The 24,499-nt window shown below is 67.5% G+C and carries 26 protein-coding genes and 1 tRNA gene; 15 read left to right on the forward strand and 12 right to left on the reverse strand.

Annotation, left to right across the window (positions count from 1 at the left end; genetic code table 11):
- Positions 1–119 precede the first annotated feature (119 nt).
- Both ACIPRS_RS09600 and ACIPRS_RS09605 read right to left on the reverse strand, forming a co-directional pair.
- On the reverse strand, positions 120–482 hold the full coding sequence (locus ACIPRS_RS09600) for a hypothetical protein (protein WP_337731753.1): 363 nt from the start codon (positions 480–482) through the stop codon (positions 120–122).
- Entirely contained in the window at positions 479–1,390 is a 912-nt protein-coding gene (locus ACIPRS_RS09605; RefSeq protein WP_446538455.1) for a hypothetical protein, read from the reverse strand. The genes ACIPRS_RS09600 and ACIPRS_RS09605 overlap by 4 nt, the downstream gene beginning before the upstream one ends.
- Positions 1,391–1,563: 173 nt before the next feature.
- Here ACIPRS_RS09605 and prmA point away from each other — a divergent pair, with 173 nt between their 5' ends.
- The 6 genes from prmA (at position 1,564) to purD (ending at position 7,383) form a co-directional block, all read left to right on the forward strand.
- The gene (gene prmA, locus ACIPRS_RS09610; RefSeq protein ID WP_446538393.1) at positions 1,564–2,478 is read left to right on the forward strand and encodes a 50S ribosomal protein L11 methyltransferase; all 915 of its coding nucleotides are present in this window, start codon (positions 1,564–1,566) and stop codon (positions 2,476–2,478) included.
- A gap of 64 nt (positions 2,479–2,542) precedes the next feature.
- A complete protein-coding gene (locus tag ACIPRS_RS09615; protein WP_446538394.1) occupies positions 2,543–3,499 on the forward strand; it encodes a DUF3426 domain-containing protein in 957 nt (318 codons plus the stop codon).
- A 120-nt stretch (positions 3,500–3,619) separates the two neighbouring features.
- Complete coding sequence (gene fis / locus ACIPRS_RS09620; protein WP_142126177.1) at positions 3,620–3,892, forward strand: DNA-binding transcriptional regulator Fis; 273 nt, start codon at positions 3,620–3,622, stop codon at positions 3,890–3,892.
- Positions 3,893–3,968: 76 nt separating this feature from the next.
- Positions 3,969–5,555, forward strand: coding sequence for a bifunctional phosphoribosylaminoimidazolecarboxamide formyltransferase/IMP cyclohydrolase (gene purH, locus ACIPRS_RS09625; RefSeq protein WP_446538395.1), 1,587 nt, complete (start codon positions 3,969–3,971; stop codon positions 5,553–5,555).
- 90 nt (positions 5,556–5,645) lie between these two features.
- Positions 5,646–6,080, forward strand: a complete 435-nt coding sequence (locus ACIPRS_RS09630) for a hypothetical protein (RefSeq protein ID WP_337731759.1) — start codon at positions 5,646–5,648, stop codon at positions 6,078–6,080.
- A gap of 10 nt (positions 6,081–6,090) precedes the next feature.
- Complete coding sequence (gene purD, locus ACIPRS_RS09635) at positions 6,091–7,383, forward strand: phosphoribosylamine--glycine ligase (RefSeq protein WP_446538396.1); 1,293 nt, start codon at positions 6,091–6,093, stop codon at positions 7,381–7,383.
- A gap of 7 nt (positions 7,384–7,390) precedes the next feature.
- Here the strand turns inward: purD and ACIPRS_RS09640 are convergent, their stop codons facing one another.
- On the reverse strand, positions 7,391–8,497 hold the full coding sequence (locus tag ACIPRS_RS09640; RefSeq protein ID WP_446538397.1) for an NADH:flavin oxidoreductase/NADH oxidase: 1,107 nt from the start codon (positions 8,495–8,497) through the stop codon (positions 7,391–7,393).
- A gap of 142 nt (positions 8,498–8,639) precedes the next feature.
- Here ACIPRS_RS09640 and ACIPRS_RS09645 point away from each other — a divergent pair, with 142 nt between their 5' ends.
- The 4 genes from ACIPRS_RS09645 (at position 8,640) to ACIPRS_RS09660 (ending at position 11,723) form a co-directional block, all read left to right on the forward strand.
- Positions 8,640–10,535 carry an MFS transporter gene (locus ACIPRS_RS09645; RefSeq protein ID WP_446538398.1) on the forward strand — a complete coding sequence of 632 codons (1,896 nt, stop codon included), beginning with the start codon at positions 8,640–8,642 and terminating at the stop codon, positions 10,533–10,535.
- 111 nt (positions 10,536–10,646) lie between these two features.
- A complete protein-coding gene (locus tag ACIPRS_RS09650; RefSeq protein WP_192202286.1) occupies positions 10,647–10,934 on the forward strand; it encodes a CD225/dispanin family protein in 288 nt (95 codons plus the stop codon).
- Positions 10,935–10,977: 43 nt separating this feature from the next.
- A complete protein-coding gene (locus ACIPRS_RS09655; RefSeq protein ID WP_337731763.1) occupies positions 10,978–11,313 on the forward strand; it encodes a CD225/dispanin family protein in 336 nt (111 codons plus the stop codon).
- Positions 11,313–11,723, forward strand: a complete 411-nt coding sequence (locus tag ACIPRS_RS09660; RefSeq protein WP_446538456.1) for a DUF2752 domain-containing protein — start codon at positions 11,313–11,315, stop codon at positions 11,721–11,723. The genes ACIPRS_RS09655 and ACIPRS_RS09660 overlap by 1 nt, the downstream gene beginning before the upstream one ends.
- 61 nt (positions 11,724–11,784) lie before the next feature.
- On the opposite strand, the gene ACIPRS_RS09665 is transcribed toward ACIPRS_RS09660, so the two are convergent.
- Genes ACIPRS_RS09665 through ACIPRS_RS09690 form a run of 6 tightly spaced genes read right to left on the reverse strand, consistent with a single transcriptional unit; the run spans position 11,785 to position 16,055 of the window.
- Complete coding sequence (locus ACIPRS_RS09665) at positions 11,785–12,678, reverse strand: hypothetical protein (RefSeq protein WP_446538399.1); 894 nt, start codon at positions 12,676–12,678, stop codon at positions 11,785–11,787.
- Positions 12,679–12,716: 38 nt separating this feature from the next.
- Entirely contained in the window at positions 12,717–13,667 is a 951-nt protein-coding gene (nudC, locus tag ACIPRS_RS09670; protein ID WP_446538400.1) for an NAD(+) diphosphatase, read from the reverse strand.
- A 20-nt stretch (positions 13,668–13,687) separates the two neighbouring features.
- Positions 13,688–14,074: an iron-sulfur cluster insertion protein ErpA gene (erpA, locus tag ACIPRS_RS09675; RefSeq protein ID WP_337731766.1), complete on the reverse strand. Its 387-nt coding sequence runs from the start codon at positions 14,072–14,074 to the stop codon at positions 13,688–13,690.
- Between the two features lie 37 nt (positions 14,075–14,111).
- Positions 14,112–14,840 (reverse strand): DUF6776 family protein, encoded by a 729-nt coding sequence (locus ACIPRS_RS09680; RefSeq protein WP_446538401.1) that lies wholly within the window; start codon positions 14,838–14,840, stop codon positions 14,112–14,114.
- A 47-nt stretch (positions 14,841–14,887) separates the two neighbouring features.
- Positions 14,888–15,319 carry a bactofilin family protein gene (locus tag ACIPRS_RS09685; protein ID WP_192202291.1) on the reverse strand — a complete coding sequence of 144 codons (432 nt, stop codon included), beginning with the start codon at positions 15,317–15,319 and terminating at the stop codon, positions 14,888–14,890.
- 1 nt (position 15,320) lies between these two features.
- The gene (locus ACIPRS_RS09690) at positions 15,321–16,055 is read right to left on the reverse strand and encodes a DUF6776 family protein (RefSeq protein ID WP_446538402.1); all 735 of its coding nucleotides are present in this window, start codon (positions 16,053–16,055) and stop codon (positions 15,321–15,323) included.
- 98 nt (positions 16,056–16,153) lie between these two features.
- Between ACIPRS_RS09690 and ACIPRS_RS09695 the strand changes: the two genes are divergently transcribed.
- The 3 genes from ACIPRS_RS09695 to ACIPRS_RS09705 all read left to right on the forward strand — a co-directional run bounded on the left by ACIPRS_RS09695 (position 16,154) and on the right by ACIPRS_RS09705 (position 21,259).
- Positions 16,154–16,774: a DUF4126 domain-containing protein gene (locus tag ACIPRS_RS09695; protein ID WP_142126192.1), complete on the forward strand. Its 621-nt coding sequence runs from the start codon at positions 16,154–16,156 to the stop codon at positions 16,772–16,774.
- Between the two features lie 82 nt (positions 16,775–16,856).
- Positions 16,857–18,755: an EAL domain-containing protein gene (locus tag ACIPRS_RS09700; RefSeq protein WP_337731769.1), complete on the forward strand. Its 1,899-nt coding sequence runs from the start codon at positions 16,857–16,859 to the stop codon at positions 18,753–18,755.
- A 38-nt stretch (positions 18,756–18,793) separates the two neighbouring features.
- The gene (locus tag ACIPRS_RS09705) at positions 18,794–21,259 is read left to right on the forward strand and encodes an ATP-binding protein (protein ID WP_446538457.1); all 2,466 of its coding nucleotides are present in this window, start codon (positions 18,794–18,796) and stop codon (positions 21,257–21,259) included.
- Here the strand turns inward: ACIPRS_RS09705 and bfr are convergent.
- The 3 genes from bfr to ACIPRS_RS09720 all read right to left on the reverse strand — a co-directional run bounded on the left by bfr (position 21,226) and on the right by ACIPRS_RS09720 (position 22,702).
- Positions 21,226–21,702, reverse strand: a complete 477-nt coding sequence (gene bfr / locus ACIPRS_RS09710; protein ID WP_337731770.1) for a bacterioferritin — start codon at positions 21,700–21,702, stop codon at positions 21,226–21,228. The two genes, ACIPRS_RS09705 and bfr, sit on opposite strands and share 34 nt — an antisense overlap.
- Positions 21,703–21,822: 120 nt before the next feature.
- On the reverse strand, positions 21,823–22,035 hold the full coding sequence (locus ACIPRS_RS09715; protein ID WP_337731771.1) for a (2Fe-2S)-binding protein: 213 nt from the start codon (positions 22,033–22,035) through the stop codon (positions 21,823–21,825).
- Positions 22,036–22,102: 67 nt separating this feature from the next.
- The gene (locus tag ACIPRS_RS09720; protein WP_337731772.1) at positions 22,103–22,702 is read right to left on the reverse strand and encodes an RNA pyrophosphohydrolase; all 600 of its coding nucleotides are present in this window, start codon (positions 22,700–22,702) and stop codon (positions 22,103–22,105) included.
- 116 nt (positions 22,703–22,818) lie between these two features.
- Here ACIPRS_RS09720 and ACIPRS_RS09725 point away from each other — a divergent pair.
- Positions 22,819–22,895 (forward strand) — tRNA-Met (locus tag ACIPRS_RS09725).
- 176 nt (positions 22,896–23,071) lie between these two features.
- A complete protein-coding gene (locus ACIPRS_RS09730) occupies positions 23,072–24,328 on the forward strand; it encodes a tyrosine-type recombinase/integrase (protein ID WP_446538403.1) in 1,257 nt (418 codons plus the stop codon).
- Positions 24,329–24,499: the final 171 nt, after the last annotated feature.

Consider the following 24,499-nt stretch of genomic DNA (forward strand, 5'->3'; position numbering starts at 1 on the left):
GCGGGCGGCGCGCGCGCCCCGCCCGGCCACCCGGCGGGCGCGCCCCCCCACCCCCCCCCCCGGGGGGGGGGGGCCCCCCCCCCCCCCCTTCTCTCGTCTGCAGCCATCCGCGGGGACGCTCAACGATCGGCAGGCACCCGCTGCGTGCCGGGCACCGTCCGCACGCCGAGTGGCGAGGATGGATCGGTGATCCGCACCAGTTCCGAAGAGCCGTCCGCCCATACCACCCGGATCGTGCTGCCGGGCGCCAGCGTGGAGAACGGCGTGCCGCTGCGCGCCCGGTAGAGCGCGGCGACCTGGCTGGCGCCAAGCCGGCGCGCATCGTCCGGCGCATGGATCGTCATGTGGCCCACGCGCGTGAGATCCCGGTACTCGGGATCCCGTGTCTCGATGACGATCGTGGCGGCAGCGGCGGCATACGCCACCACCACCAGGCCCCAGACCAGGAGATTGGCTCCCGGTCGCGTGTGCTTGTACTTCATCCGTCAGCTCCCGGGTGGGACAGCAAGGTGCCCACCATCTCGTCAACATTGCCGGCGCCCTGGCGCGGCACGCCCGCATCGCGCGCGAAGGTGGTGAAATCCTGTGATTCATCCTGCGAACATATGCCGCCGTTCACGCAGTAGTTCGTCATCATCGCGCCGTCCGGACTGCAATCCATGCCCAGCTCGCATGACGCGATGCGCCAGGCGATCTCGCTGAGTTCACTGCCCGATACCTCGCCCAGCGTGTCGCGCCGACCACTCGCACTGGTGCCCATGACCGGGGCGATGGCGAAGAAGGCGAACGGATCATCCGAATCGAGCACGCGCTGGACCAGTTCGCGCCGATAGTCATCGTCGTCGCGCAATGGCTGCTCCATCGCCAGCAGTGCCGCCTCGGCCGCCAGGCTGCCCGCGCGCGCAGCCTGCTGGCGCTGGGTGAGGATGGTCGGCAACGACAGTCCGTCCTGCGGCACGAACCTGGCGCATCGCTGCTGCACGCGCTGGCGTGCGGAGAGCATCGCGCCGCCGTTGGACAATCCCAGCGTTGCAATGACGCGCGAGTCCTGCGCATAACCGGCCGGGTCTGCGGCAAATCCCGCGCAGTAGTCCTGTACCAGGCTCAGCAGCCACATGGCATCGGCATCGCCGGCTGCGGACAGGGCGAGCAGTTCGCGCGAATAGGCGAACAGGTCGGTGCTGTCCTCGAATGCGCGCCGCAGCGGCGACAGCATGGGCGTCGAATGCGCAGCGACAGGGCGCAGGACAGCGGGTGTGGTGGACGGCACGAGCGCTGTCGTCCCGGCCGGGGCGGAAGCCGCATCGTCCGTCGGCATCGCGAACGGCGCCAGCCCCGCCTGGCGCAGCGGCATCCACGCCAGCGCCCCCAGCAGGCCCACCAGCATCATCGGCAGTAGCAGCTTCCGGGGCACCCCCGCATTATCCCGGTGCATCCCAAGCTGTTCAACGCGAAAACGCCGCGTTCAGCACGCCCGCCACGCCTTCCGTCGCCCGCCTTGCCGGGCCTTCGCCTGAACGCATGAGACAATGCACGCCTTCTCCGCTTCCCGCCCCTTGTGCCATGCCCTATCTGGAGCTCTCCCTGCGCTGCACCGAAACCGAGCAGCCGCGCTACGAGACCGCCCTGGAGGACGTCGGCGCGCTCTCGGTCACGCTGCTGGATGCGGACGCCGATACCGGGCACGAACGGGCCATCCTGGAGCCCGGTGTCGGCGAGACTCCCTTGTGGAAATCGCTGGTGCTGACCGCACTGTTCGATGCGGATATCGATGGGCTCGCGCTGCTCGCCGCACTGGAGTCGTTCGATCCGGGACTCGACTGGACCCAGGCGGGGTTCCGCAAGGTCGAGGACGAGGACTGGGAACGCGCGTGGCTGGACCAGTTCAAGCCCATGCGCTTCGGCGCCCGCACCTTCATCGTGCCCTGGAACCACGAAGTACCCGCGGAAGCCGGCGACGATGCCGCCATCGTGCGACTCGATCCGGGCCTGGCGTTCGGATCCGGCACGCACCCCACCACGGCACTGTGCCTGCGTTGGCTCGACGGGCTCGCCGATGACGGTGCGCTGGAGGGCCAGCGCGTGCTCGACTTCGGTTGTGGTTCCGGCATCCTCGCGCTCGCCGCCTTGAAACTCGGCGCCGCGCAGGCCGTGGGCGTGGACAACGATCCGCAGGCATTGCTGGCCAGCGCCGACAACGCGCAGCGCAACCAGGTGGATGCGAACTTCAACGTCTACCTGCCCGAGGACGAACCGGTAATGACCTATCCGGTGGTGGTGGCCAACATCCTGGCCTCGGCGCTGGACGCACTGGCCGACATCCTCGCCGCGCGCGTCGCGCCCGGTGGCCGCATCGCACTGTCGGGCATCCTCAAGGGACAGGAAGACGAACTGCTGGCCCGCTACGCGACGTGGTTCGATGCCCTGGTGGCCACGCAGGACGGCGACTGGATGCGTATCGACGGCATCCGTCGCTGACACCGCTCTCCGCCGCGTCCGCGATCACAACACGCGCGCGGGCGTGCATGGTTGAATAGGGGCCATGTTCACGGCCTGTCCGCATTGCCAGTTCCTTGTCGCCCGCGACCGGCATACCGATGCCGTGCCTGCAGACTGTCCCCGCTGCGGCAGACCATTGGCCACGGCGGACGAAGCGGCGGTGGCCGCATCGCCCAGCCTCGCAACCTTCCTGAATCCTGCAGCAGCCGGCGCGGAAGCATCGCCGGGTGCGCCACCGGACGACACGCCCGCGGCACCATTCCTGGCAGAGGAAGAGGCGGCTTCGCGAGACACCATGCCTGATGCGGCGGACGTGGCGATACCCGTCGATGACACCCCCGACATCACCGCGCACGCGGCAGACGCTGCAGCACCGGAAGATGCGACGCCTGTCGATGTCATTCCGGTCCATGCAATGCCCGAGGACGCAGCGGCTTCCGCCATCGAGCCGGCGCCCGTCATCACCGCCACGCCCACGCGCAAGGCAACGGGTCCCCGGTTCCTGCAACGCACGCGCACCATGCCGGTGCATGCAGCCCGCGCACGCTGGCAATGGGTTGCCGTGGGCGCACTGGCAACACTGCTGTGTGTACAGATCGTACTGGCCGATCGCGCCCGCCTGGCGACCCAGGCAGGGTGGCGTCCCCTGGTGATGATGCTGTGCGGCGCGTTCCGCTGCGACGTACCGATGTGGCACGAACCCAGCGCCTTCACCATGCTGAGTCGCGATGTGCGGCCGGTCACCGGCCAGGCGGGAACACTGCAGGCACAAGCGACGTTCCGCAACGAAGCACGCTGGGAACAGGGTTGGCCGGTGATCCTGCTGACGCTGAAGGATGCCGATGGCCGCACCCTGGGCGCGCGTGCGCTGGCGCCACGCGACTACCTGCCACAGGACGCGGCGTCCTCATCGATCGGCCCCGGACAGAGCGCCCAGATGGCCGTGCTTGTGCGCGAGCCGAGTGCGAACGTCGTCGCGTTCTCCTTCGACTTCCGTTAAGCGCGCCGGATTCATCAAAAAGCGGATGCGCGCGCCGCGATCAGGCGCTAGACTCGTCCCCCCGCCGAATACCCACAAGCACATGGCGGGCATCCGCATCCGTTGCACCAGGGGATCCGATTGAACGCTGCCTCCACCCGTCAGGACACGCCACGCGCCACGTCGCGCCCGCCGCTGCGCGAGCATGTCGCCGTGTCCGTCCGCCGCTACCTGCGTGACCTGGATGGCTGCGAGGCGGACGACGTGTACGAGATCGTGCTGCGCGAGATGGAAATCCCGCTGTTCGTGGAAGTGCTCAACCATTGCGAAGGCAACCAGAGCCGCGCCGCCGCCATGCTGGGCATCCATCGCGCCACGCTGCGCAAGAAGCTCAAGGACTACGGGCTGGCCTGACGGAGCGCCTGGCAACGGGTCGGGCGCGATGCTGCGGCGCGTTATAATTCGCGCCCCGCTCCGTACTGCCCTCCCCATGACCCTCGATTTACAGCCCGTGCGCCGGGCGCTGCTGTCCGTATCCGACAAGACCGGCCTGCTCGACCTGGCCCGCGCGCTCGCCGCCCGCAATGTCGAACTGCTGTCCACCGGCGGTACTGCCAGGACATTGCGTGACGCCGGCCTGTCCGTGCGCGACGTGGCCGAGGTCACCGGATTCCCGGAAATGATGGATGGCCGCGTCAAGACGCTGCACCCGATGGTCCACGGTGGCCTGCTAGGCCGTGCGGGTACCGACGACGCCGTGATGACCGAGCACGGCATCGGCGCCATCGACCTGCTGGTGCTCAATCTCTATCCGTTCGAACAGGTCACCGCGAAGGCGGACTGCACGCTCGCCGACGCGGTGGAGAACATCGACATCGGCGGCCCGGCGATGCTGCGTTCGGCCGCGAAGAACTTCGCGCGCGTGGCGGTGGCCACGGACCCGTCGCAATACGACGGCATCGTGCGCGAACTCGACGCGAATGACGGCGCCCTTTCCGCGCAGACGCGTTTCGCGCTGTCGGTGGCCGCGTTCAACCGCGTGGCCCAGTACGACGCCGCCATCAGCAACTACCTGTCCGCCGTCACCGACACGTCGGGCGACGTGCCGGTGCGCGCGGCGTTCTCGGCGCAGGCCAACGGCAGCTTCGTCAAGGTCATGGATCTGCGCTACGGCGAGAACCCGCACCAGCAGGCCGCGTTCTACCGCGACCTGTATCCGGCACCCGGCTCGCTGGCGACCTTCACCCAGCTGCAGGGCAAGGAACTGAGCTACAACAACATCGCCGACAGCGATGCGGCGTGGGAATGCGTGCGCCAGTTCGATGCGCCGGCCTGCGTGATCGTCAAGCACGCCAATCCCTGCGGCGTGGCAGTCGGCGTGGCCTGCGGCGATGCCTATGAGCTGGCCTATGCCACCGATCCGACCAGCGCGTTCGGCGGCATCATCGCCTTCAACCGCACGCTGGATGCCGCGACGGCGAAGGTCATCCTGGACCGCCAGTTCGTCGAGGTGCTGATCGCGCCGGACTACGAGCCGGCCGCGCTCGACTACGCGGCGAAGAAGGCCAACGTGCGCGTGCTGCGCATTCCGCTGGCGCCAGCGTCGACCGGCTTCATCGATACCAAGCGCGTCGGTTCCGGCCTGCTGCTGCAGACCGCCGACGACCGCGTCGTGACGCGCGACGAACTGAAGGTGGTGACCAAGCTCGCGCCGACCGACGCGCAGTTCACCGACCTGCTGTTCGCGTGGAAGGTGGCCAAGTTCGTCAAGTCCAACGCTATCGTCTATGCGAAGGACCATCGCACCATCGGCGTCGGCGCCGGACAGATGAGCCGCGTGTATTCGGCGCGCATCGCCGGCATCAAGGCCGCGGATGCGAACCTCGTGGTCGAAGGCTCGGTGATGGCGAGCGATGCATTCTTCCCGTTCCGCGACGGCATCGACGCCGCCGCAGCCGCCGGCATCAAGGCGGTGATCCAGCCGGGCGGCTCCATGCGCGATGGCGACGTCATTGCCGCCGCCGACGAGCACGGCATCGCCATGGTATTCACCGGCGTGCGGCACTTCCGCCACTGAAGACAGCGCACGATGATGCCGCTCTGGCGGTCGTCATCTGCGCGGCAGCTTTCTCCGCTCGTTGTCCAGCACGGGAGCACCACCACGGCCATGAAGATCCTTCGCACGCTTTCCGCCATGCTCGTCCCGGCGTTCGTGGTCCTCGCATTCACCGGCTGTACGGACACGCAGGCCCGCCTGCACGAGGCGCATGCGAAGGTCGCTGCCACGTTGCCCGCTCCCCACTTCGAGGATCTGGTGACCGAGTCGGTCGCCATCGAGGGTGACCGGCTGGTGCTGCTGATACGCAGCCCCGAGGGCAACGCTGCCAAGACACGCAAAGCCCCGGGCTTCGAGACGCTGAAGGAAAGCGAGCAGTACGCGCTGCGAGAGCTGTGCGCGCAGCCCGCGATCACGCCACTGATCGACACCGATGCCATCCTGGTGCGACGCTTCGTCGACCGTCACGGCGCCGTTTTCTTCGACGTCGAACTTCCGGCACGCGCGTGCCTGACTCCGCCGGCCGACGCGCCGGTCCAGCCATGAGGAATACCCCTTGAAAGTCCTGGTCATCGGTTCCGGCGGTCGCGAGCACGCCCTCGCGTGGAAGCTGGCGCAGTCGCCGCGGGTGGACGAGGTGATCGTGGCGCCCGGCAACGCCGGCACCGCGACGGAGGCGAAGTGCCGCAACGTCGCGGTCAAGGTCACCGACATCGACGGTCTGCTGGCGTTGGCACAGGAGGCAGGCGTGGGCCTGACCGTGGTCGGTCCCGAAGTGCCGCTCGTGGCCGGCGTGGTGGACCGCTTCCGTCTGGCGGGATTGCGTGTTTTCGGTCCCACCGCCGCTGCGGCGCAGCTGGAGGGCAGCAAGGCATTCGCCAAGGATTTCCTGGCGCGTCACGGCATCCCGACCGCGTTCTACGCCGTGCATACCGATGTGGACGCCGCGCTCGCCTATCTCCGCGAGAAAGGCGCGCCGATCGTGGTCAAGGCCGACGGCCTGGCCGCCGGCAAGGGCGTGATCGTGGCGATGACGCTGGCCGAAGCCGAAGCCGCGGTGCGCGACATGCTGTCGGGCAATGCGTTCGGTGATGCCGGTGCACGCGTGGTGATCGAGGAATTCCTGGAAGGCGAGGAAGCCAGCTTCATCTCGATGGTCGATGGCACCACCGCGCTGCCGATGGCGACCAGCCAGGACCACAAGCGGGTCGGCGACGGCGACACGGGCCCCAACACCGGCGGCATGGGGGCGTATTCGCCCGCCCCGGTGGTCACGCCCGAAGTGCATGCGCGCGTGATGCGCGAGGTGGTCAATCCCACGGTGCAGGGCATGATCGCCGACGGCGTGCCGTTCACCGGTTTCCTGTATGCCGGGCTGATGATCGACGACAGCGGCGCTCCGAAGGTGATCGAGTTCAACGTGCGCTTCGGCGACCCCGAGACGCAACCGGTGATGCTGCGCCTGCAATCCGATCTGGTGGATCTGGTCGAAGCGGCCATCGACGGACGCCTCGATGTCATCGAAGCGCGATGGGATCCGCGCCCGTCGCTGGGCGTCGTGATGGCCGCGGCGCCTTATCCCGAAACACCGGTCACCGGCGACGTGATCGCCGGGCTGGACGACGTGCCTGCGACCGCCAAGGTGTTCCATGCCGGCACCGCGCTTGACGCGGAAGGCCACGTGGTCAGCGCCGGAGGCCGCGTCCTGTGCGTGGCGGCGCTGGGCGATTCGGTATCGGATGCGCAGCGCAATGCGTATGCCGGCGTGGACCGGATTCGCTGGACCAACGAGTTCCACCGCGCCGACATCGGCTGGCGCGCGATCGCGCGCGAACGCGCGGACACCTGATCGGCGGCTATCGCGCCTGCACGAAGTTCGCCGCGTGCTCGCGCGGCGCGCTGCGCAGGTACTGCGGCGCGACCGCGATCTTCGCGTCCAGCGCCACGGCCGCATGCCATGGCCAGCGCGGGTCGTAGAGGATGCCGCGTGCGAGCCCGATGGCATCGGCCCGATCCTGCTGCAGGATGTCTTCGGCATGTCGCGGCTCCGTGATCAGGCCTACCGCGATCACCGGCATCGCGACATGCTGCTTGATGGCGGCGGCGAACGGCACCTGGTAGCCCGGCTCCAGGGTGATCTTCTGCGCGGGATGCAGGCCGCCGCTGGAGACATGGATGAAGTGGCAACCCCGTGCGTCGAGCGCCTGCGCCAGGGCGATGCTCTGGGCAGGATCCCAGCCACCCTCGACCCAATCGGTGGCGGAAATGCGGATGCCGACCGCCATCGACGCGGGTACGGCCGCCTTGATCGCATCGAACACCTGCAGCACCAGCCGCATGCGGTTTTCCAGCGAACCGCCATACGCATCTTCGCGATGATTGCTGAGCGGCGACAGGAACTGGTGCAACAGATAGCCGTGCGCCGCATGGATCTCGATCAGGTCCAGACCCAGCCGCACCGCACGCCGCGCGCTGTCGGCGAACGCAGCGACGACCGCATCGATGCCCGCCTGGTCCAGCGCAACCGGCGGAGGATGCCCTTCGGCATAGGGCATGGCCGATGCCGATACGGTCTGCCATCCGTGTTCGGCACCGGGCGCGATGGCGGCACCGTGGTGCTCCCACGGGCGGTGCGTCGACGCCTTGCGTCCGGCATGGGCGAGCTGCACGCCGATCGCCATGGAGGAATATCGACGCGTGGCGGCGAGCGCCGTGGCGAATGCCGCTTCGGTAACGTCATCCCACAAGCCGAGATCGGCCCAGCTGATGCGTCCTCGCGGCTCGACTGCCGTCGCTTCGACGATCGCGAGCCCGGCACCGGACTGGGCGAGGTTCGGCCAATGGAAGGCATGCCACTCGGTGGCGCGCCCCGCTTCGGCGGAGTACTGGCACATCGGCGCGATCACGATGCGGTTGGGCAGGCGCAATGGCCCCAGATCCAGGGGTGAGAACAGACGGCTCATGAGGGAAGGTGTCGACGACGTGGGGGCGCCACTATCCCCCTGCCCCTGTGGCCCATCAATGCCACGGGCGGAACACTGTCGGGCGCACCGGCTCGCGGAGCCATCGTGATTTGCTAGGCTGCGCGCAACCCACGGAGGGCGCATGTCCAGCCACAGCCAGTTCTCGCTGCTGAAACAACGACGGTTCCTGCCGTACTTCACCGTCCAGGCGCTGGGCGCCTTCAACGACAATGTCTACCGTCAGGCGATCATCGCGCTGCTGTTCTTCCTGGGCGCCAGCGATGGCGAACTTTCGCTGTACGCCACGCTGGCGCCGGCGATCTTCATCCTCCCCTACTTCCTGTTCTCCGCCATCGCGGGCCAGTTCGCCGAGAAGCTGGAGAAGCACAGGCTGATCGTCATCACCACGACGATGGAAATCGCCATCATGTCGCTGGCGGCGGTCGGTTTCCTGCTGCAGAACATGCCGGTCCTGCTGGTCGCGCTGTTCTGCACCGGCGTGCAGTCCACCCTGTTCGGGCCGGTGAAGTATTCGGTGCTGCCTTCGATCCTGAAGCCGGAGGAACTGACCGGCGGCAATGGCCTGGTCGAGATGGGCACCTCGATCTCGATCCTGTGCGGCATGATCGCCGGCGGCATGATCTTCCAGGTGGCCGGAGTTTACGGCCCGCAGGCGGCCGCCATCGCCATCGTGTTGCTGGCGGTGCTGGGCAACGCCGTGTCACGCCTGATCCCGCGCATGGACGCGGGTGCGCCCGACCTGGTCATCCGCTGGAACCCGATCCCGGAATCGCTCGCCGTGCTGCGCATGGCCAAGCAGCAACTCGCCGTGCGCAACGCCATCCTCGGCGTGTCGTGGTTCTGGTTCTTCGGCACGCTGCTGACTTCGCAGCTGCCTGCCTACGCGAAGCTGCACCTCGGCGCGGCCGACGGTTCGTCGACGCTGTACGTGTTCGCACTGGCGCTGTTCTCGGTGGGCACGGGCGTGGGTTCGCTGCTGTGCGAGAAGCTGTCGGGGCGCACTGTCGAGATCGGCCTGGTACCGGTGGGCGCGTTCGGCATGACGGCGTTCCTGCTCGATCTCTACTTCGCCAGGCCGGGCGCCGCGCCCGCCACCGGGCTGGGGGTAGCCGAGTTCGTCCGCCAGGCCGGCAGCGTGCGGATCATGATCGACCTGGTCGGCATCGGCATGTTCGCGGGCATCTTCGTGGTGCCGCTGTTCGCACTGATCCAGAGCCGCACGGACAATTCGCGGATGGCACGGGTGTTCGCCGCACTCAACATCCAGAACTCGGGCTTCATCGTACTGGCCGCGCTGGTCGGTCTGGGCCTGCATGCGCTGGGCTGGAGCGGCCCGCAGATCTTCCTCGCGCTGGCCATCGCCAACGCACTGGTGGCGATCTGGATCTTCACCATCGTGCCCGAGTTCCTGATGCGCTTCCTCAGCTGGCTGCTGGTGCGCGGCCTGTACCGGCTGCGCCTGCACGGCATCGAGAAGCACGTGCCGGACGAGGGCCCGGCATTGATCGTGTGCAACCACGTCAGCTACATGGACGCGCTGATCCTGGCCGCGACGATCCCGCGTCCGGTGCGCTTCGTCATGTACTACCGGATCTTCAACATCCCGGTGATGAGCTGGATCTTCCGCACGGCCAAGGCCATCCCGATCGCCGGCGCGCGGGAGAACCCGGACCTGATGCGGCGCGCATTCGAGGAAATCGACGCGGCCCTGGCGGCGGGCGAGATCGTCGGCATCTTCCCCGAAGGCGCGTTGACGAAGGATGGCGAGATCGCTGCGTTCAAGTCCGGCGTGGAGAAGATACTCGAGCGCCGCCCGGTGCCCGTCGTGCCCATGGCGCTGAAGGGAATGTGGACCAGCATGTGGAGCCACCGCGATACCCGGATGGGGCGCATGCGCGTGCCCCGTCGTTTCCGCGCGCACGTTGACGTGGTGGCCAGCGAACCGCTGGATGGCACCGCCGTGACCGCCGAGGTCCTGGAGGCGCGGGTGCGCGCGCTGCGCGGGGATGCGGCGTGACGGTTTCGCGTCGTCGCCATCCCCGCTAGGCTAGCGGCGGGGATTTTCGTCATCCATGCCCGCCCTCGTGGCGGCGGCCCCTTCCTGTCCCTCGCCCGCAAGAGAACCGTCATGAGCGCCATTCCGCCCTCCACGCAAGGCCCTTACGTACCCAATCACCTGGTATGGGCCATCCTCAGCACGCTGTTTTGCTGCCTGCCGTTGGGCATCGTCTCCATCGTGTTCGCGGCGCAGGTGGACGGCAAGCGCGCCGCCGGCGATCTGGCAGGTGCGCAGGACGCATCGCGCAAGGCGTTGAACTGGGCCATCGCCTCCGCGCTGATCGGTCCGATCCTGGTCGCGCTGTGGTTCTTTTTGTTCGGCGGTCTGGCACTATTGGGCGGCCTGAGCGGCATGTGAGCCGACTCGCACGACCCTTCATCCCTGTACAAGGAAAGCCTGCATGAGCGCCGTACCTCCCATGCCCCCGACCGCCACGCCGGGCAACGTTCCCAACCATCTCGCATGGGCCATCGTGTCCACGGTGCTGGCCACCTGCCTGTGCTGTCCGCTGGGCCTGATCGGCATCGTCGCCATCGTGTTCTCGACCCAGGTCAACAGCAAGCTCAACCAGGGCGACCTAGAGGGCGCGCATCGTGCGTCCGCCAACGCCAAGACCTGGTGCTGGGTCGCCACCGCGTTCGCCATCATCGGTCTGCTGATCAACATCGCCATGTTCGCCACCGGCGGCATGGAGCAGTACATGATGATGCTGGAGCAGATGCAGCAAGCGCAGTGATCGCACTGCGTCCCCTGCACTATGTGGCACTCACGGCGGCGGCCCTTGCGGCCGCCGTCGGCGTCTGGCTCCTGCTGAACTTCGATCCGAATGCGGCCGACAGTCCTTTCCCTGGCTGCATGTTCCGCGCACTGACCGGTTACTTCTGCATCGGCTGCGGCCTGACCCGCGCGCTGCATGCGCTGGTCCACGGCGACATCCTGCGCGCATTCGCCATGAATCCACTTGCCATCCTGATGTTGCCGGCGATCCCGATGATGGTCGCCCACGGCCAGGGTTGGCGCCCCCGTGCGCTCGAGCCCTTGATGCGCGTCCTGCTCGCACCGATGTTCTGGCTCGTACTGTTGCCGGTGTACTGGGTGGCAAGGAACTTGCCCTGGTTCCCCTTCACCTTGCTGGCGCCAGGCTGATATCGGTTCACCTCGCCAGCGGATGCCGGGTCACGCGCCGCGGCATGCGAAACGCGGACCGTCAACTGACCCAGCCACCGATCACGAACACGGCAAGCAGTGCCAGCCACAGCAACAGGATGCGCCAGACCAGGCTCATCGCGTCGCGCAATTCGGGCAGTTCGCGCATGGCCTGGACCATGCCCTCCTCGGCGTATTCCTCCGCTTCCTCGGCCAGTTCGCAGCGCACGCTGGCGCGTGCGGCGTGACCAAGGAATCCGGTGTCCAGCCGGAAGCGCGTGCCGCCGGCTTCGCGCCAGGCGGTGAACACCGTATCGAAGTTGCCGACCAACGCCATCGCCAGCGTCATCAACTGGGCGACAGGCCAGTCCAGTGCGGTCTTCACCGCACGCGCGCCAAGGCGATTCTCTTCGGGCAAGGTCGAGGCCCATTCGTCCTGCGTCGCCAGTACCGACAGGCGATAGAGCACCGCGCCGACCGGGCCCAGCAGCAGGAACCAGAACAGCACGCCGAACCAGCGTTGCAGCGCGTTGACGAACACCGCTTCCACCAACGCCGGCCCATCCAGCGCCGCTGCTTCACCGGTCAGTCCGAGCCGGGCGATCGCGGCGCGACGGGCAGGCGCATCATGCGCGTCGATGACGGCCTCGACATCCACGTCCAGGTCGCGCGGCCCCCAGGCGTAGACCAGCACCGCGATATCGAACAGCAGGCCGGGCAACCCGTACAGGGGACCATCGAGCATCCATTGCAGCAGCGCGACCATCAGCAACACCGGCACCATGGCCAACGCGATGCCGTAGCGCGCCTGCCAGACGCCCGCGCCGCCGGAGCGCTCGCCCAGCCAGCGCAACCATGCCCCATACCATGCGTACTGGCGGAACGATGCGACCAGCGCGGGTGCGACATGCCCCAGCACCAGCGCAAGCACGACGGCGACGAGCGTGATCGACATGCAATTCCTCCGAGCCGGGATTCTAGCGCGGCTGTCTGTTAATGCCCGGTCTTGTCAGGGATCTTCGAGTCGCGCGTCGCGCGCATGCCGGCATGCCAGTGTTCTATCAGCGAGCGCGCGATGGAGATGGACGGCGACAGCAGCAGCCCGTCGCCCGTGTTGTCGTCTCCACGCGCGAGTGCGGCATCGATCTCGTCGAACGTGAACCAGCGCGCGTCCTCGAGTTCGCCGTCCACCTGGGGCGGATCCGGCTCGGCATCGGCGCAGAATCCCAGCATCAACGCGCCCGGGAACGGCCACGGCTGCGCGCCGAGGTAGCGGCAATCGCGCACCCGCACCTGCGTTTCTTCGAGCACTTCGCGCGCAACGGTCTGCTCCAGCGTCTCGCCGGGTTCCACGAAGCCCGCGATGACCGAGTAGCGGCGTGGTGGCCACGATGCCTGCCGCCCCAGCAGCAGGCGCTCGCCATCGCTGGCCGCAACGATGACGGCAGGGTCCACGCGCGGATAATGATCCTTGCCGCACTGCGTGCAATGGGCGATGTAGCCCGCGCGGCGGAACGTGATGGCGCCGCCGCAGGCGCTGCAGAAGCGCGTGGACGATTGCCAGTGCAGGAGCGCTCGCGCCATGGCGAACACGCCGGACATGAAGGCAGGCCATGTCGCGGCCGCGCGCCGCAAGTCCAGCCACGATGGCGCCTGCACCGCATGGTGCCGGGCATGCGCCGCGAACCATGCCACGCCATCCTTCAGCCCCAGGAACAGGCTCGCGCCCGGCCCACCGCCGAGCGACGCGCCTTCCGGTGCCAGCAGCGCACCGTCGGCTTCCACCATCGCGCGCCCGTCGTCGTCCAGCAGCATCACGCGGGCGGCCGGCCACAAGGCGGTCAACGCGTCGGTGTCGTCGCGCAGCGCGTCGGCGCGATCCAGCGTATCGCCCGCGAAGGCGAAACCGGTGAGCGGCACGGTGGAGGAGACGGGACCTGTCACGGAACGCGGCAGGCCGGCATTCACATGCTGAAACTGCTGCCGCAGCCGCAGGTGGTCTTGGCGTTGGGGTTGCGGATGACGAACTGCGCACCCTGCAGGCTTTCGCTGTAGTCCACTTCCGCGCCCATCAGGTACTGCAGGCTCAGCGGGTCGACCAGCAGCGACACGCCATCGGTATCCACGGCCACGTCGTCTTCGGCACGGTTCTCGTCGAACTCGAACCCGTACTGGAAGCCGGAACAGCCGCCGCCCTGGATGTAGACGCGCAAGGCCAGGGCTTCGTTGCCTTCCTCCTGCACCAGCTCGCGCACCTTGGCCGCCGCGGCAGGCGTGAAGTTCAGCGGCCGGTCGATGGACTGGTAGTCCGGAGCGGCGGCTGCGGTCGGCAGGGAAACGACGGTAGTCATGGCGAAAGGATGGGGGCTGGCGGGAGGCAGTTCAAGCTCAACGTGTGCCGGTGCTGCCTTCGCCCGCGCCTTCCTTGGCCGCTGCCTGCGCCCACGGGAACGATTGCTCGACGGCTGCGCCGCTCTGCGGCACCACGCGGGCGATCACGCGGACGGGCTTGAAACCCGGCGGCAGCAGCAGGTCGCCTTCGACCTGCTGGAAGTACTTGAACGAGTACGGCACGCCGGGCGCATTGGGCTGCTGCCGCAGATCGGCCCACCCCAGGCGGCGCAGCTTGCCCGCCTCAGTGCCCTCCACCGATACCAGCAGGCGGCCGGCGTTGACGGCGCCGCGATTGAGGTTCTGCGTGAGCGTGGCGGTGAAGTGCCACGCCTGCTCGTCCTGCGGCTGCAGGGTGAGCTCGTGCACCGACAGGCCACGGCGCTGCGCAGTGGCACCGACGAAACGCTCGTAGAAGGCCACGTCGGCGCGCAGGCCGGCGATTTCCTCGTCGCGTTCGGACAGCGTGGCCTGCAGGTCGCGGTTGGCGTCGCGGGTGATCTGGTCCGAGCGCGCCAGCGTGGCGCTGCGCTGCTCCAGGATCTCGATGCGCTGCTGCTGCTCGCGCGACTGGGCGGCCGTGGGGGCCTCGCCCACATGGCGCGCGAACACCTGCCAGAGGCCCCAGCCGCCAAACGAAAGCGCCACCGCCAACACGGCGATCAACACGGGCCAGCCCACCAGCCTGGGGGGCGGGACACTGGGCGGTACGGGCTGGGGACTCATGGCCGCAGGATAGCGCGGCCGATCCCAGCGGGCTCTGAATGCCCCGGTCAGGCGTCGGCGGTGGCCCACGCTTCCGGCAAGGCAGCACCGTCATGCGACGGCGACCCCGCAGGCACGGCATCCGCATGCACCAGGCGCCCGGTCAATTGCGCGCCCGCGCTCATCTCGACGACCTTGTAATGCAGGTTGCCCTGCACGCGCGCCTTGGCGGCCAGCTCGATCCGGTCGAAGGCATGCACGTCGCCGGTCATGCGGCCGTTGATGACCACCACGGGCACCTGCACTTCGCCTTCGATGCTGCCCTGCTCGGCCAGCGTCAAGACGGCGCGCTCGCCGGCTTCGGCGATGACCTTGCCCTGGATATGGCCTTCCACGTACAGGCCGCCACTGAACACCACGTCGCCACGGATGGTGACCTGTGGCCCGATGAGCGTGTCGATGGCGCCCACGTCGGGACGGATGGGCTTGGTCTTGAACATCTCACTTGCCTCCTGCGGCTGTGGCGGTCTTCCAGTCGAAGGCCTGCTCCACCGCCGCGTCTCCGCCATTCAGCGTCACTTTGACGCGTTGTGGCGTGAACCCGGGCGGCAGCATCACGTTGCCATCCAACTGCTGGAAATAACGGAATGAATAGGTCTGGCCCGGCGCGCTGCGCTGCTGGTGCAGTTCGTCCCACTGCACCGCGGCCAGCTTGCCTTCGCGCACACCCTCCACGGTGAAGCGCATCTGGCCCTGGCTGATCGCGCCGCGGTTGAGCGTCTGCGTCAGCATGATCTGGTAACGCCAGGTGCCGCCGGCCTCCGGTGCGAACTCGGCCACGTGCACGCTCAGGCCCTTGCGCTGGCTGGTCGAACCGACCAGACGCTCATAGAACGCCACATCGGCACGCAGCGCAGCGATCTCTTCGTCGCGCTCGGCCAGCGCATCCTGCACCTCGGCATTGGCCGCGCGACTGATCTGATCGGAGCGGGAGAGCGTGGACTCGCGCTGGCGCAGGTTGCGCAGTTCGCCGCGCACCACGGCCAGCTCACGTTCCGCCTGTATACGATTGGCATCGGCCTTCGCCAATCGCGGCGCGGCGGTGTAGCTGGCGGCGAACCACATGGCCGCCAGGCTGCCTGCCCACGCCAGACCGAACAGCAAGGAGGCTCCACGACGACGCACAGCCGCGTCACGCGGCACGATCCTGAAGCGGGATGGAGCAGGCGCAGACATGACGGACAAGCGGCATGCGGCACTCAGCCGGCAGCCAGACGGGACCCCTATACTCGCCGCAGTGGCGCGAGCCCATGAGTCTAACGGGAGTGGCCGGCATGTCCGAAGCGCATCTTTTCGTAATTGGGATCCTGTTGGCATGGATGGCCGGGATCCGCGTCTATCTCACCGTTTTCGGGTTGGGCCTCGCCGGGGCGCTGGGCTGGCTGGATCTGCCGCCCGCCTTGCAGGTGACCGAGTCCTGGTGGGTGCTGGGGACGTCCGGGGCGCTCGCGTTGACCGAATTCTTCGCCGACAAGATCCCGGGCGTGGACTCTGGCTGGGACCTGCTGCAGACCCTGGCCCGCGTGCCGGCAGGTGCGTTCCTCGCAGCCGCCACCCTGTCGCCGGACGGCCAGCTCAGTGGCGGCGCGCTGGCGGCGGGTGCCGGCGTGGCGCTCACCAGCCACCTGCTGAAGAGCGGGTCGCGCGCCCTGATGAACACCTCGCCCGAGCCGGTCAGCAACTGGACCGCCTCGGTGGCGGAAGACGCCGTGGTCGTGGGCGGCCTTGCGATGGCCTTTGCGCACCCCTGGATTGCGTTGTTCCTTGTGATCGGAGTGTCGCTGCTCATCGCGCTGGCGGTCTGGTGGGTCTGGCGCAGCGTGTCGCGCGGACTGAAACGCTTGTTGCAGACAGCGCCTTCAGCTCCCGTGTCGCCCCCGACCTCCGGCCCGTGACAGGCGTCGGCGCATCGGGGATCATGGGTCTGCCTCACCCGTGAACTTCATCGCATAATGGGGCTCAGCTTGGGGAAGCCTGATGTCCGCCATCGATTCCACATCCCGCCCGCAGGATGAGCCTTCACGCTCGCGCCTGCGCGCAGAAACCCCGCCGGCGCACCATTGGCGCCGCTGGGTGGACGATGCCGCCCCCGAAGACGCGGCCGAACCCGGCGCCGGAGAGCCCGTCGAGATGACCAGCCAGCCCCCCACGCCTACCGAGCCTCCCGCGAGGTCCGCACCCCCGCCGGCACCGGCTGCCGCGACGCCGGCTGGACCCCGTGAACCCGTCGATCCGGAATCGCCCTATCGCGTGCTGATCGTCGAAGACGACCGCGGGCAGGCCCTGTTCGCCCAGAGCGTGCTGCATGGCGCCGGCATGCAGGCCGACGTGCAGATGCAGTCCGATGGCCTGCTCGATGCCATGCGCCGCTTCCGTCCCGACCTGGTGCTGATGGACCTGCACATGCCCGGCAGGGACGGCATGTCGCTGACCATGCTGCTGCGGCAACAGCCCGAGTACCTGCACCTGCCGATCGTGTTCCTGACCGGCGACCCGGACCCGGAACGCCAGTTCGAAGTCCTGGAGAGCGGCGCCGACGACTTCCTCAACAAGCCGATCCGTCCGCGCCACCTGATCGCGGCGGTGTCCAACCGCATCCAGCGCGCGCGCCAGCGCAGCCAGGCCCAGCAGGCGCCGCGGCCCTCGCTCAACACCGATACCGGCCTGCCCACCCGTACCTTCGTGCTGCAGCAGCTCGGCGAGTCGCTGCAGCGGCAGGGGCGCGGCGGGCTGTTCTTCGTCGAGGTCAACAGCGCGCTGAGCCTGCGTGAACGCTATGGCTATGCGGTGTTCGAGCACCTGATGAGCCAGGCCGGGCGCCAGCTGGCTGCCGCTGCGTCGCCGCACCCGGTGGCGCGATTGAACGACAACAGCTTCCTGATGCTGGCCGACAGCGTCGACGAGGCGACCCTGGCCGCCCTGGCGCAGCAGTTGCGCGACGGACTGGCCGGGCATGACTTCGAAACCCGCCCAAGCGAAGTGCTCAAGCTTCGCGGCTCGATCGGCTACACCGCGCTGTCCCTCGGCTTCGCCGACGCCGGCAGCGCGCTGGAGGCCATCGAGCGTGCCGTGCTGCAGGCCCGCCTGAAGTCCGACAGCCTGGCCGAGTACATACCGGCCCAGGTCGACGACGATGCCCCGCGCATCTCGCTGGAGGATGGCCAGTTCGAACTGGCCTACCAGCCGATCGTGGCGGTGGCTGGCAACGACCAGGCGCAATACCAGGTGCTGCTGCGCATGCGCCAGCCCGATGGCTCGCTGCTGCCCGCGTCACAGGTGATCCCGGCGGCCGAACTCGCCGGTGGCATCGCGCAGATCGATCACTGGGTGCTGGAGCACGCACTGTTCGTGCTGGCCGAGCGACAGGCCATGGGACCGTCGCTGCGCCTGTTCGTCTCGCAGTCGCCGCGCTCGCTGGCGCGCGAATCGCATGCCCCATGGCTGCTGGATGCACTGCGCGCGCGCGGCATCGAGGGCACGTCGCTGGTCATCGACCTGCGCCTGTCCGACGCCCTGATCCACACCGTCACCCTGCGGCAGTTCTGCCAGCAGCTGATGCCGGCCGGCGTGCAGTTCTGCCTCAGCCAGTTCGAGCCCGGAGTGGAAGCCGACGCCCTGCTGACGCAGCTGCCACTCGGTTTCGTACGTGTTTCCAGCAAGTACGCCAGCGCCCACGCCGATCCGGTCCTGCGCGACCAGTTGCGCGGGATCATCGACAACGCCCACCGCCAGGGCCTGCAGGTGATCGGACAGCAGATCGAAGATCCCCAGGCCGCAGCGGCCATGTGGATGGGCGGTGTCGACTTCATCCAGGGCAACCTGGTGCAGGCAGTCGGCAGCGAGCTCGGTTTCGACTTCCACAACGCGGTGCTGTAACGATGCCCACCACCGGACGGACGCCGGTGATGCCGTGGGTGACGGTGGCGCTGGCTGCGTCGTCGGTGGCGTCGATGGGCCTGCACTGGGCAGGCATCGCGGGGCCCTGGATACCCGTCGCACTCGGAACAGGTGCGGCGGGGCTGGCCGCGGCCGTCGCCGCCGGGCTGCAATCGCGCAGCGAAGCCCATCAGCGCGCCGGTATGCAGGCGCGTGCGGCGATGGCCGAATCCGAGCGCGACAGCCTGCAACGCGATCTGCAGCGGCACGACCGGCTTGAACAGGAATTGATGCGCGCCAAGCAGGCCGCCGAATCCGCCGCGATGGCCAAGGGCGAATTCCTGGCCACGATGAGCCATGAAATCCGCACCCCGCTCAACGGCATCGTGCCGATGCTGGAGATGCTGTCGCGTGCACCGCTGGCACCGGACCAGCGCGAGATGCTGAGCACGGCCACCGCATCCTCGCACCAGCTGCTGCGCATCGTGGACGACATCCTCGACTACTCCAAGCTCGAGGCGAACAAGCTGGATCTGGAGATCACCGGATTCAACCTGCGCGAACTGCTCGACAGCGTGCTGCAGCTCATGTATCGCCCCGCGGAAAACAAGGGGCTGCGGCTGAGCCTGCAACTGGATCCTGCGGTGCGCCTGCCGGTCCGTGGCGACCCTGTGCGGTTGCGCCAGGTGCTCACCAACCTGGTCGGCAACGCGATCAAGTTCACCGATCGCGGCTCGGTCACGCTGGTGGTGCGACGGCTCGGCGAAACCGCCGCGCAGCATCTACTGCGCTTCGAGGTGCGGGATACCGGCATCGGCATCGAAGAAGATGCACGCCATCGCCTGTTCCATTCCTTCAGCCAGGCCGATGCGTCCACCACCCGACTGTACGGCGGCACCGGGCTCGGCCTGGCGATCTGCCGGCGCATCGTCGACCTGATGGGCGGCCGCATCGACGTGGTCTCGGAGATCGGGCGCGGCTCCACGTTCTGGTTCGAAGTGCCGCTGATGAAGGTCATCGGCGACCTGCGCCAGCGCGACAACGGCGCGCTGGACCATGGCCGCGTGCTCATCGTCTCCCCCGATGCCCGGCTGCGGCAGCGACTCACGCTGCTGGCCACCAACTGGGGCATGCAACCGGTGGCGGTGGAAACCACGCAGGAAGCGCTGGACCGGCTGCGCTTGGTCAGCGAACAGGCGCAGCAGGATTATCTGGCCGTCCTCGCCGACATCGGTGGCATCCGCAGCACCGCCCTGGCGCTGCATCGCGCCATCGCGCGGCGTCCTTCACCGGATCCGCTGCGCTTGGTCTGGCTGTACGGCGACGAGACCGTCCCGACCGAGCTGCACCCGCGCAGCACCCTGCTGTCGCGGCAGTCACCGGATGCGGACCTCCGTGCAGCGCTGACCGGTGCGGCGCCGGAGCCTGACCAGGAAGCGGGTACCGCCGCGATGGAAGAGATATTTCCGGAAGCCAGGACCACTGCTTTGCCGCTCGATCCCGCGCCGCCCAGCCTGACCGAGGCACGTGAGGCGCAGACACCGGTCGTCCCTGCCGTTCGTGAGGCGGAGGCGCCCGCTGCGGGCCCGGAACCTGCCGTTATCAGCGCCATGCGCACCGAGCCCCGCCTGCTGCTGGTGGAAGACAACCCGGTCAACCTGCTGGTGGCGCAGAAGCTGCTGTCGGCACTCGGCTTCAACTGCGAGACCGCGGCCAATGGCGACATCGCCATCAAGCGCATGCAGGTGGAGCACTTCGATCTGATCCTGATGGACTGCCAGATGCCGGTCCTGGACGGCTACGCCGCGACGCGACGCTGGCGCGACCTGGAGGCGCAGCGCGCCGATGGCGTCCGCCTGCCCATCGTCGCGATGACCGCCAATGCGATGGCCGGGGATCGCCAGCGCTGCCTGGATGCCGGCATGGACGACTATCTCGCCAAGCCGGTGTCGCGCGAGCAACTGGAAAGCTGCCTGCACCGCTGGCTGCCGGACCGCATGAACTTCGTGCTGCGCAACGCTGCGCTGGTGCCCGCTGCGGAACCGGCACCGCCGGTCCCGGCTGTCGCCACCGCGCGCGCGCCGGCGCCGAGTTTCCCGGTGCTGGACCAGACCATGCTGGAAGAACTGCGCGAGATCGCCGGCGACGAAACCACGCGCATCATCACCATCTTCCTGGAAGACGCGCCGCGCCTGATCGGCACGCTGGAGAAGGCGGCTGCCGTGCCCGATCTGGATGCCATGCGTGATGCGGCGCATACGCTCAAATCATCCAGCGCCAACGTGGGCGCGATGGCGTTGTCGGCCGCCGCCAAGCGTGTGGAACTGGGCGCACGTGCCCGCAAGCTGGAGCGCCCGGCCGTGGCCGTCGCGCTGGTCATCGCGGAGTACGCGCGTGCGCGCATGGCGCTGCAGGGCTACGCCGCGCAACAACTCGGCAGGCCGCTGTTGCCGCCGGCAGCGGCGAACGGTCAGTCGTCGCCTTCGAGCTTGGTCAGCAGGTAATTCGGCTCGCCGATGCGGTCGATCACCGACAACTGCGTTTCCAGCCAGTCGATGTGCTCTTCCTCGGAATCGAGGATGTTGGCGAACAGCTGCCGGCTGACGTAGTCGGCCACCGATTCGCAATAGGCGATCGCTTCGCGCAGCGGCGGCAGCGCTTCCTGTTCCAGCGCCAGGTCGCACTCGAGGATCTCGCGCGGCGTTTCGCCGATGCGCAGTTTGCCCAGCGCCTGGAAGTTGGGCAGGCCATCGAGGAACAGGATGCGTTCCGACAGCTTGTCGGCATGCTTCATCTCGTCGATGGATTCCTTGTACTCGTGCTCGGCCAGCTCCTTGAAGCCCCAGTTCTTCAGCATCTTGGCGTGCAGGAAGTACTGGTTGATGGCGGTCAGCTCGTTGTAGAGCGCCTTGTTGAGGTATTCGATGACCTTGGCGTCGCCTTTCATGGCCATGCTCCGTGGGCGGAAGGACGGCAAAGGTTAGCCCGTGCACGCGCGCCGTGACGGAACGCGAATCGTGATCATTCTGGAAGGATGCCGCGCCGCCGACGGGCGGTCGCGTGGACGTCAGGCTGCGTGCGAGAGCGTCAGGATGGGGAACAGCGGCTCGCGCGATGCGGGTTGCGCGGCCTGAAGCACGTCCATCGCCATGTCCAGGCAGCTGCCGCAGTTGGCGCCCGCGCCCGTACGCATGGTCAGCTCGGCCACGGTGGTGCATCCCGCGGTGGCGGCTTCACGTATCTGGCGGTCGGTCACGCCGTTGCAGATGCAGACGTACACGGTGGCGGTGGCAGTGCGGCGGGCACGGGATGGCCCGCCACCATTTCACCCAAGATGAGAATGATTGTCAATTCTTGGCAGGTTCACCGGTACCACCCCGTTTACGTGCCGGCCGGTCACGGCCACGCCAGCGGGATCCTTCCACCGAAGCCCGGGGGTCGGGCAGCTGTGGCGGGATCGCCTGCGGGCCCGCGACGCCGCGGGCAAACGAGGCCAGGTGCCCCAGCGCGCTGGCGTACACGCGGCGCTTGAACATGACCACGTGCTCGAGCGGGTACCAGAAATCCACCCAGCGCCAGTGGTCGAATTCCGGGCTCTCGGTCAGGTCCAGGCGGACATGGGCTTCGTCGCCGACCAGGCGCAGCAGGAACCACACCTGCTTCTGGCCGATGCAGACCTGGCGTTCGTTGCGCCGGATGGCGCGGGGGGGCAGGCGATAGCGAAGCCACCCGGGCGTGACGCCCAGAACTTCCACATGTTCGGGCAACAGGCCGGTTTCTTCGCGCAACTCGCGGTACATGGCCTCGACCGGTGTCTCGTCCGTGTTCATGCCGCCTTGCGGGAACTGCCAGCCATCCCGGCGCACGCGTCGCGCCCAGAACACCCGGCCGTCCGGCCGCATCAACACGATGCCGACGTTGGGTCGGTAGCCGTCCGGATCGATCACGATGCGGACTCCATAAATCTACTGTGCCCGACTCTGCCACGCCCTGCCGCAGGCGACAAGCGCGGCGCCCCGGCTTGACAGGCAGGGGGTCGAAATGAAGAATACGCGGTTCACGCGGCTATGTAGCTCAGCCGGTTAGAGCACAGCACTCATAATGCTGGGGTCGGTGGTTCGAGTCCACCCATAGCCACCACGTGATAGTCCGAAGCAGTCCAACGAAGGCCGGTAAGCCCAGCAAAATCAAGGCTTCCGGCCTTTTTTGTGTCCGACGCAGTCCCAGGGCATCCGTTGCAAGCCGGCGGTAGCAGGCGGTAACTTTGGCGGTAGGCGGTAGCCCGCCAAAGTTGTTACCGCCATGGAGCCTGAGGCATGCCCCTGACCGATACCGCCATTCGCAAAACGAAGCCTGAAGAGAAGCCCATAAAATTGCGCGACGGAGGGGGTCTGTACCTGATCCTCAGGCCCGATGGCGCGCGCTGGTGGCGGCTGGATTACCGGCGCCCTCTTTCAGGCAAGCGGAATACCCTCAGCCTGGGTACCTACCCCGATACAGGCCTTGCAGAGGCGCGCGCTGAGCGAGATCGGGCCCGCAAGCAGCTCGCCGCAGGCATTGACCCCGGCGAGCACCGGAAGGCAGAGCAGTCTGCCGGGGCCGAGCGAGCCAGCAACAGCTTTGAGGTCATCTCACGCGAATGGCTGGCTGTAAAGGCTCATGGCTGGACCGAAAGCCATCATGCAAAGCAACGGGTCCGCCTTGAAGCCCATGTCCTGCCATGGATAGGCAAAAAGCCGATCACCGATGTCGGAGTGTCGGATCTACGGCCGCTACTCAACCGTATGGTCGAGCGCAGTCATCACGAACAGGCACATCGCGTCATGGCCGCGATCAGCAGTGTATTCAAGTATGCCGTGGCTACGGAGCGGGCCGAGCGGAACCCGGCAGCCGACTTGGGCGCGGCCCTACCATCACGTAGGAAGCGCAGCTTTCCAACGATCACCGATCCGAAGATGATCGGAGGACTCTTGCGTGCTATGGACGGGTACCGCGGCGAACCTGTGACCGCTGCGGCGTTGAAGTTGGCGCCCATGACCTTTGTGCGACCGGGAGAACTCCGTGGCGCTCGCTGGGACGAGTTCGATCTGGACAATCCGGAAGGCGCGCGCTGGGTCATCCCTGCCGCGCGAAGAAAGTTGCCAAAAGCCGCTAAAGAAGATCCAAGTACGGAGCCGCATGTCGTACCACTGGCGGAACAGGCGGTTGCCATCCTCCGCGATCTACAGCCGCTGACCGGACACCGGGAGTACGTGTTCCCTGGAGTCCGCAACCCGAAGCGCTGCATGTCCGAGAACACTATCAACGCCGCCCTGAGAAACCTCGGCTACGACGGAGACACCATCGTTGGGCACGGATTTCGCCACATGGCGTCCACATTACTCAACGAGCTCGGATTCAATCCAGATGCGATCGAGCGCCAACTCGCCCACAAAGGGCAAGGTGTAAGGGCCATCTACAATCTTGCGAAGCACATGCCCGAACGCAAGAAGATGATGCAGGCTTGGGCGGACTATTTGGACGCCTGCAAGTCGATGGGAACTGATCGACAGCTTGATTCCAAAGCGGCCTGAATTTCCTCAAAGATACGAGTCCGCTTCCGGCCAGAAGCGGACGCCATAGCTTCGCTAGCAGAGAGGCGCCACCACGGATGGCAGGTCGCTCTGGCTGGTTCTTGCCTTCGCGTTGTGGATTGGCTGTCAGTCGCGTGAGGATGGCGGGCTTCATGGAGCCGCGGGGCTAGC

This window comes from Pseudoxanthomonas sp. LARHCG66, assembly GCF_052871755.1.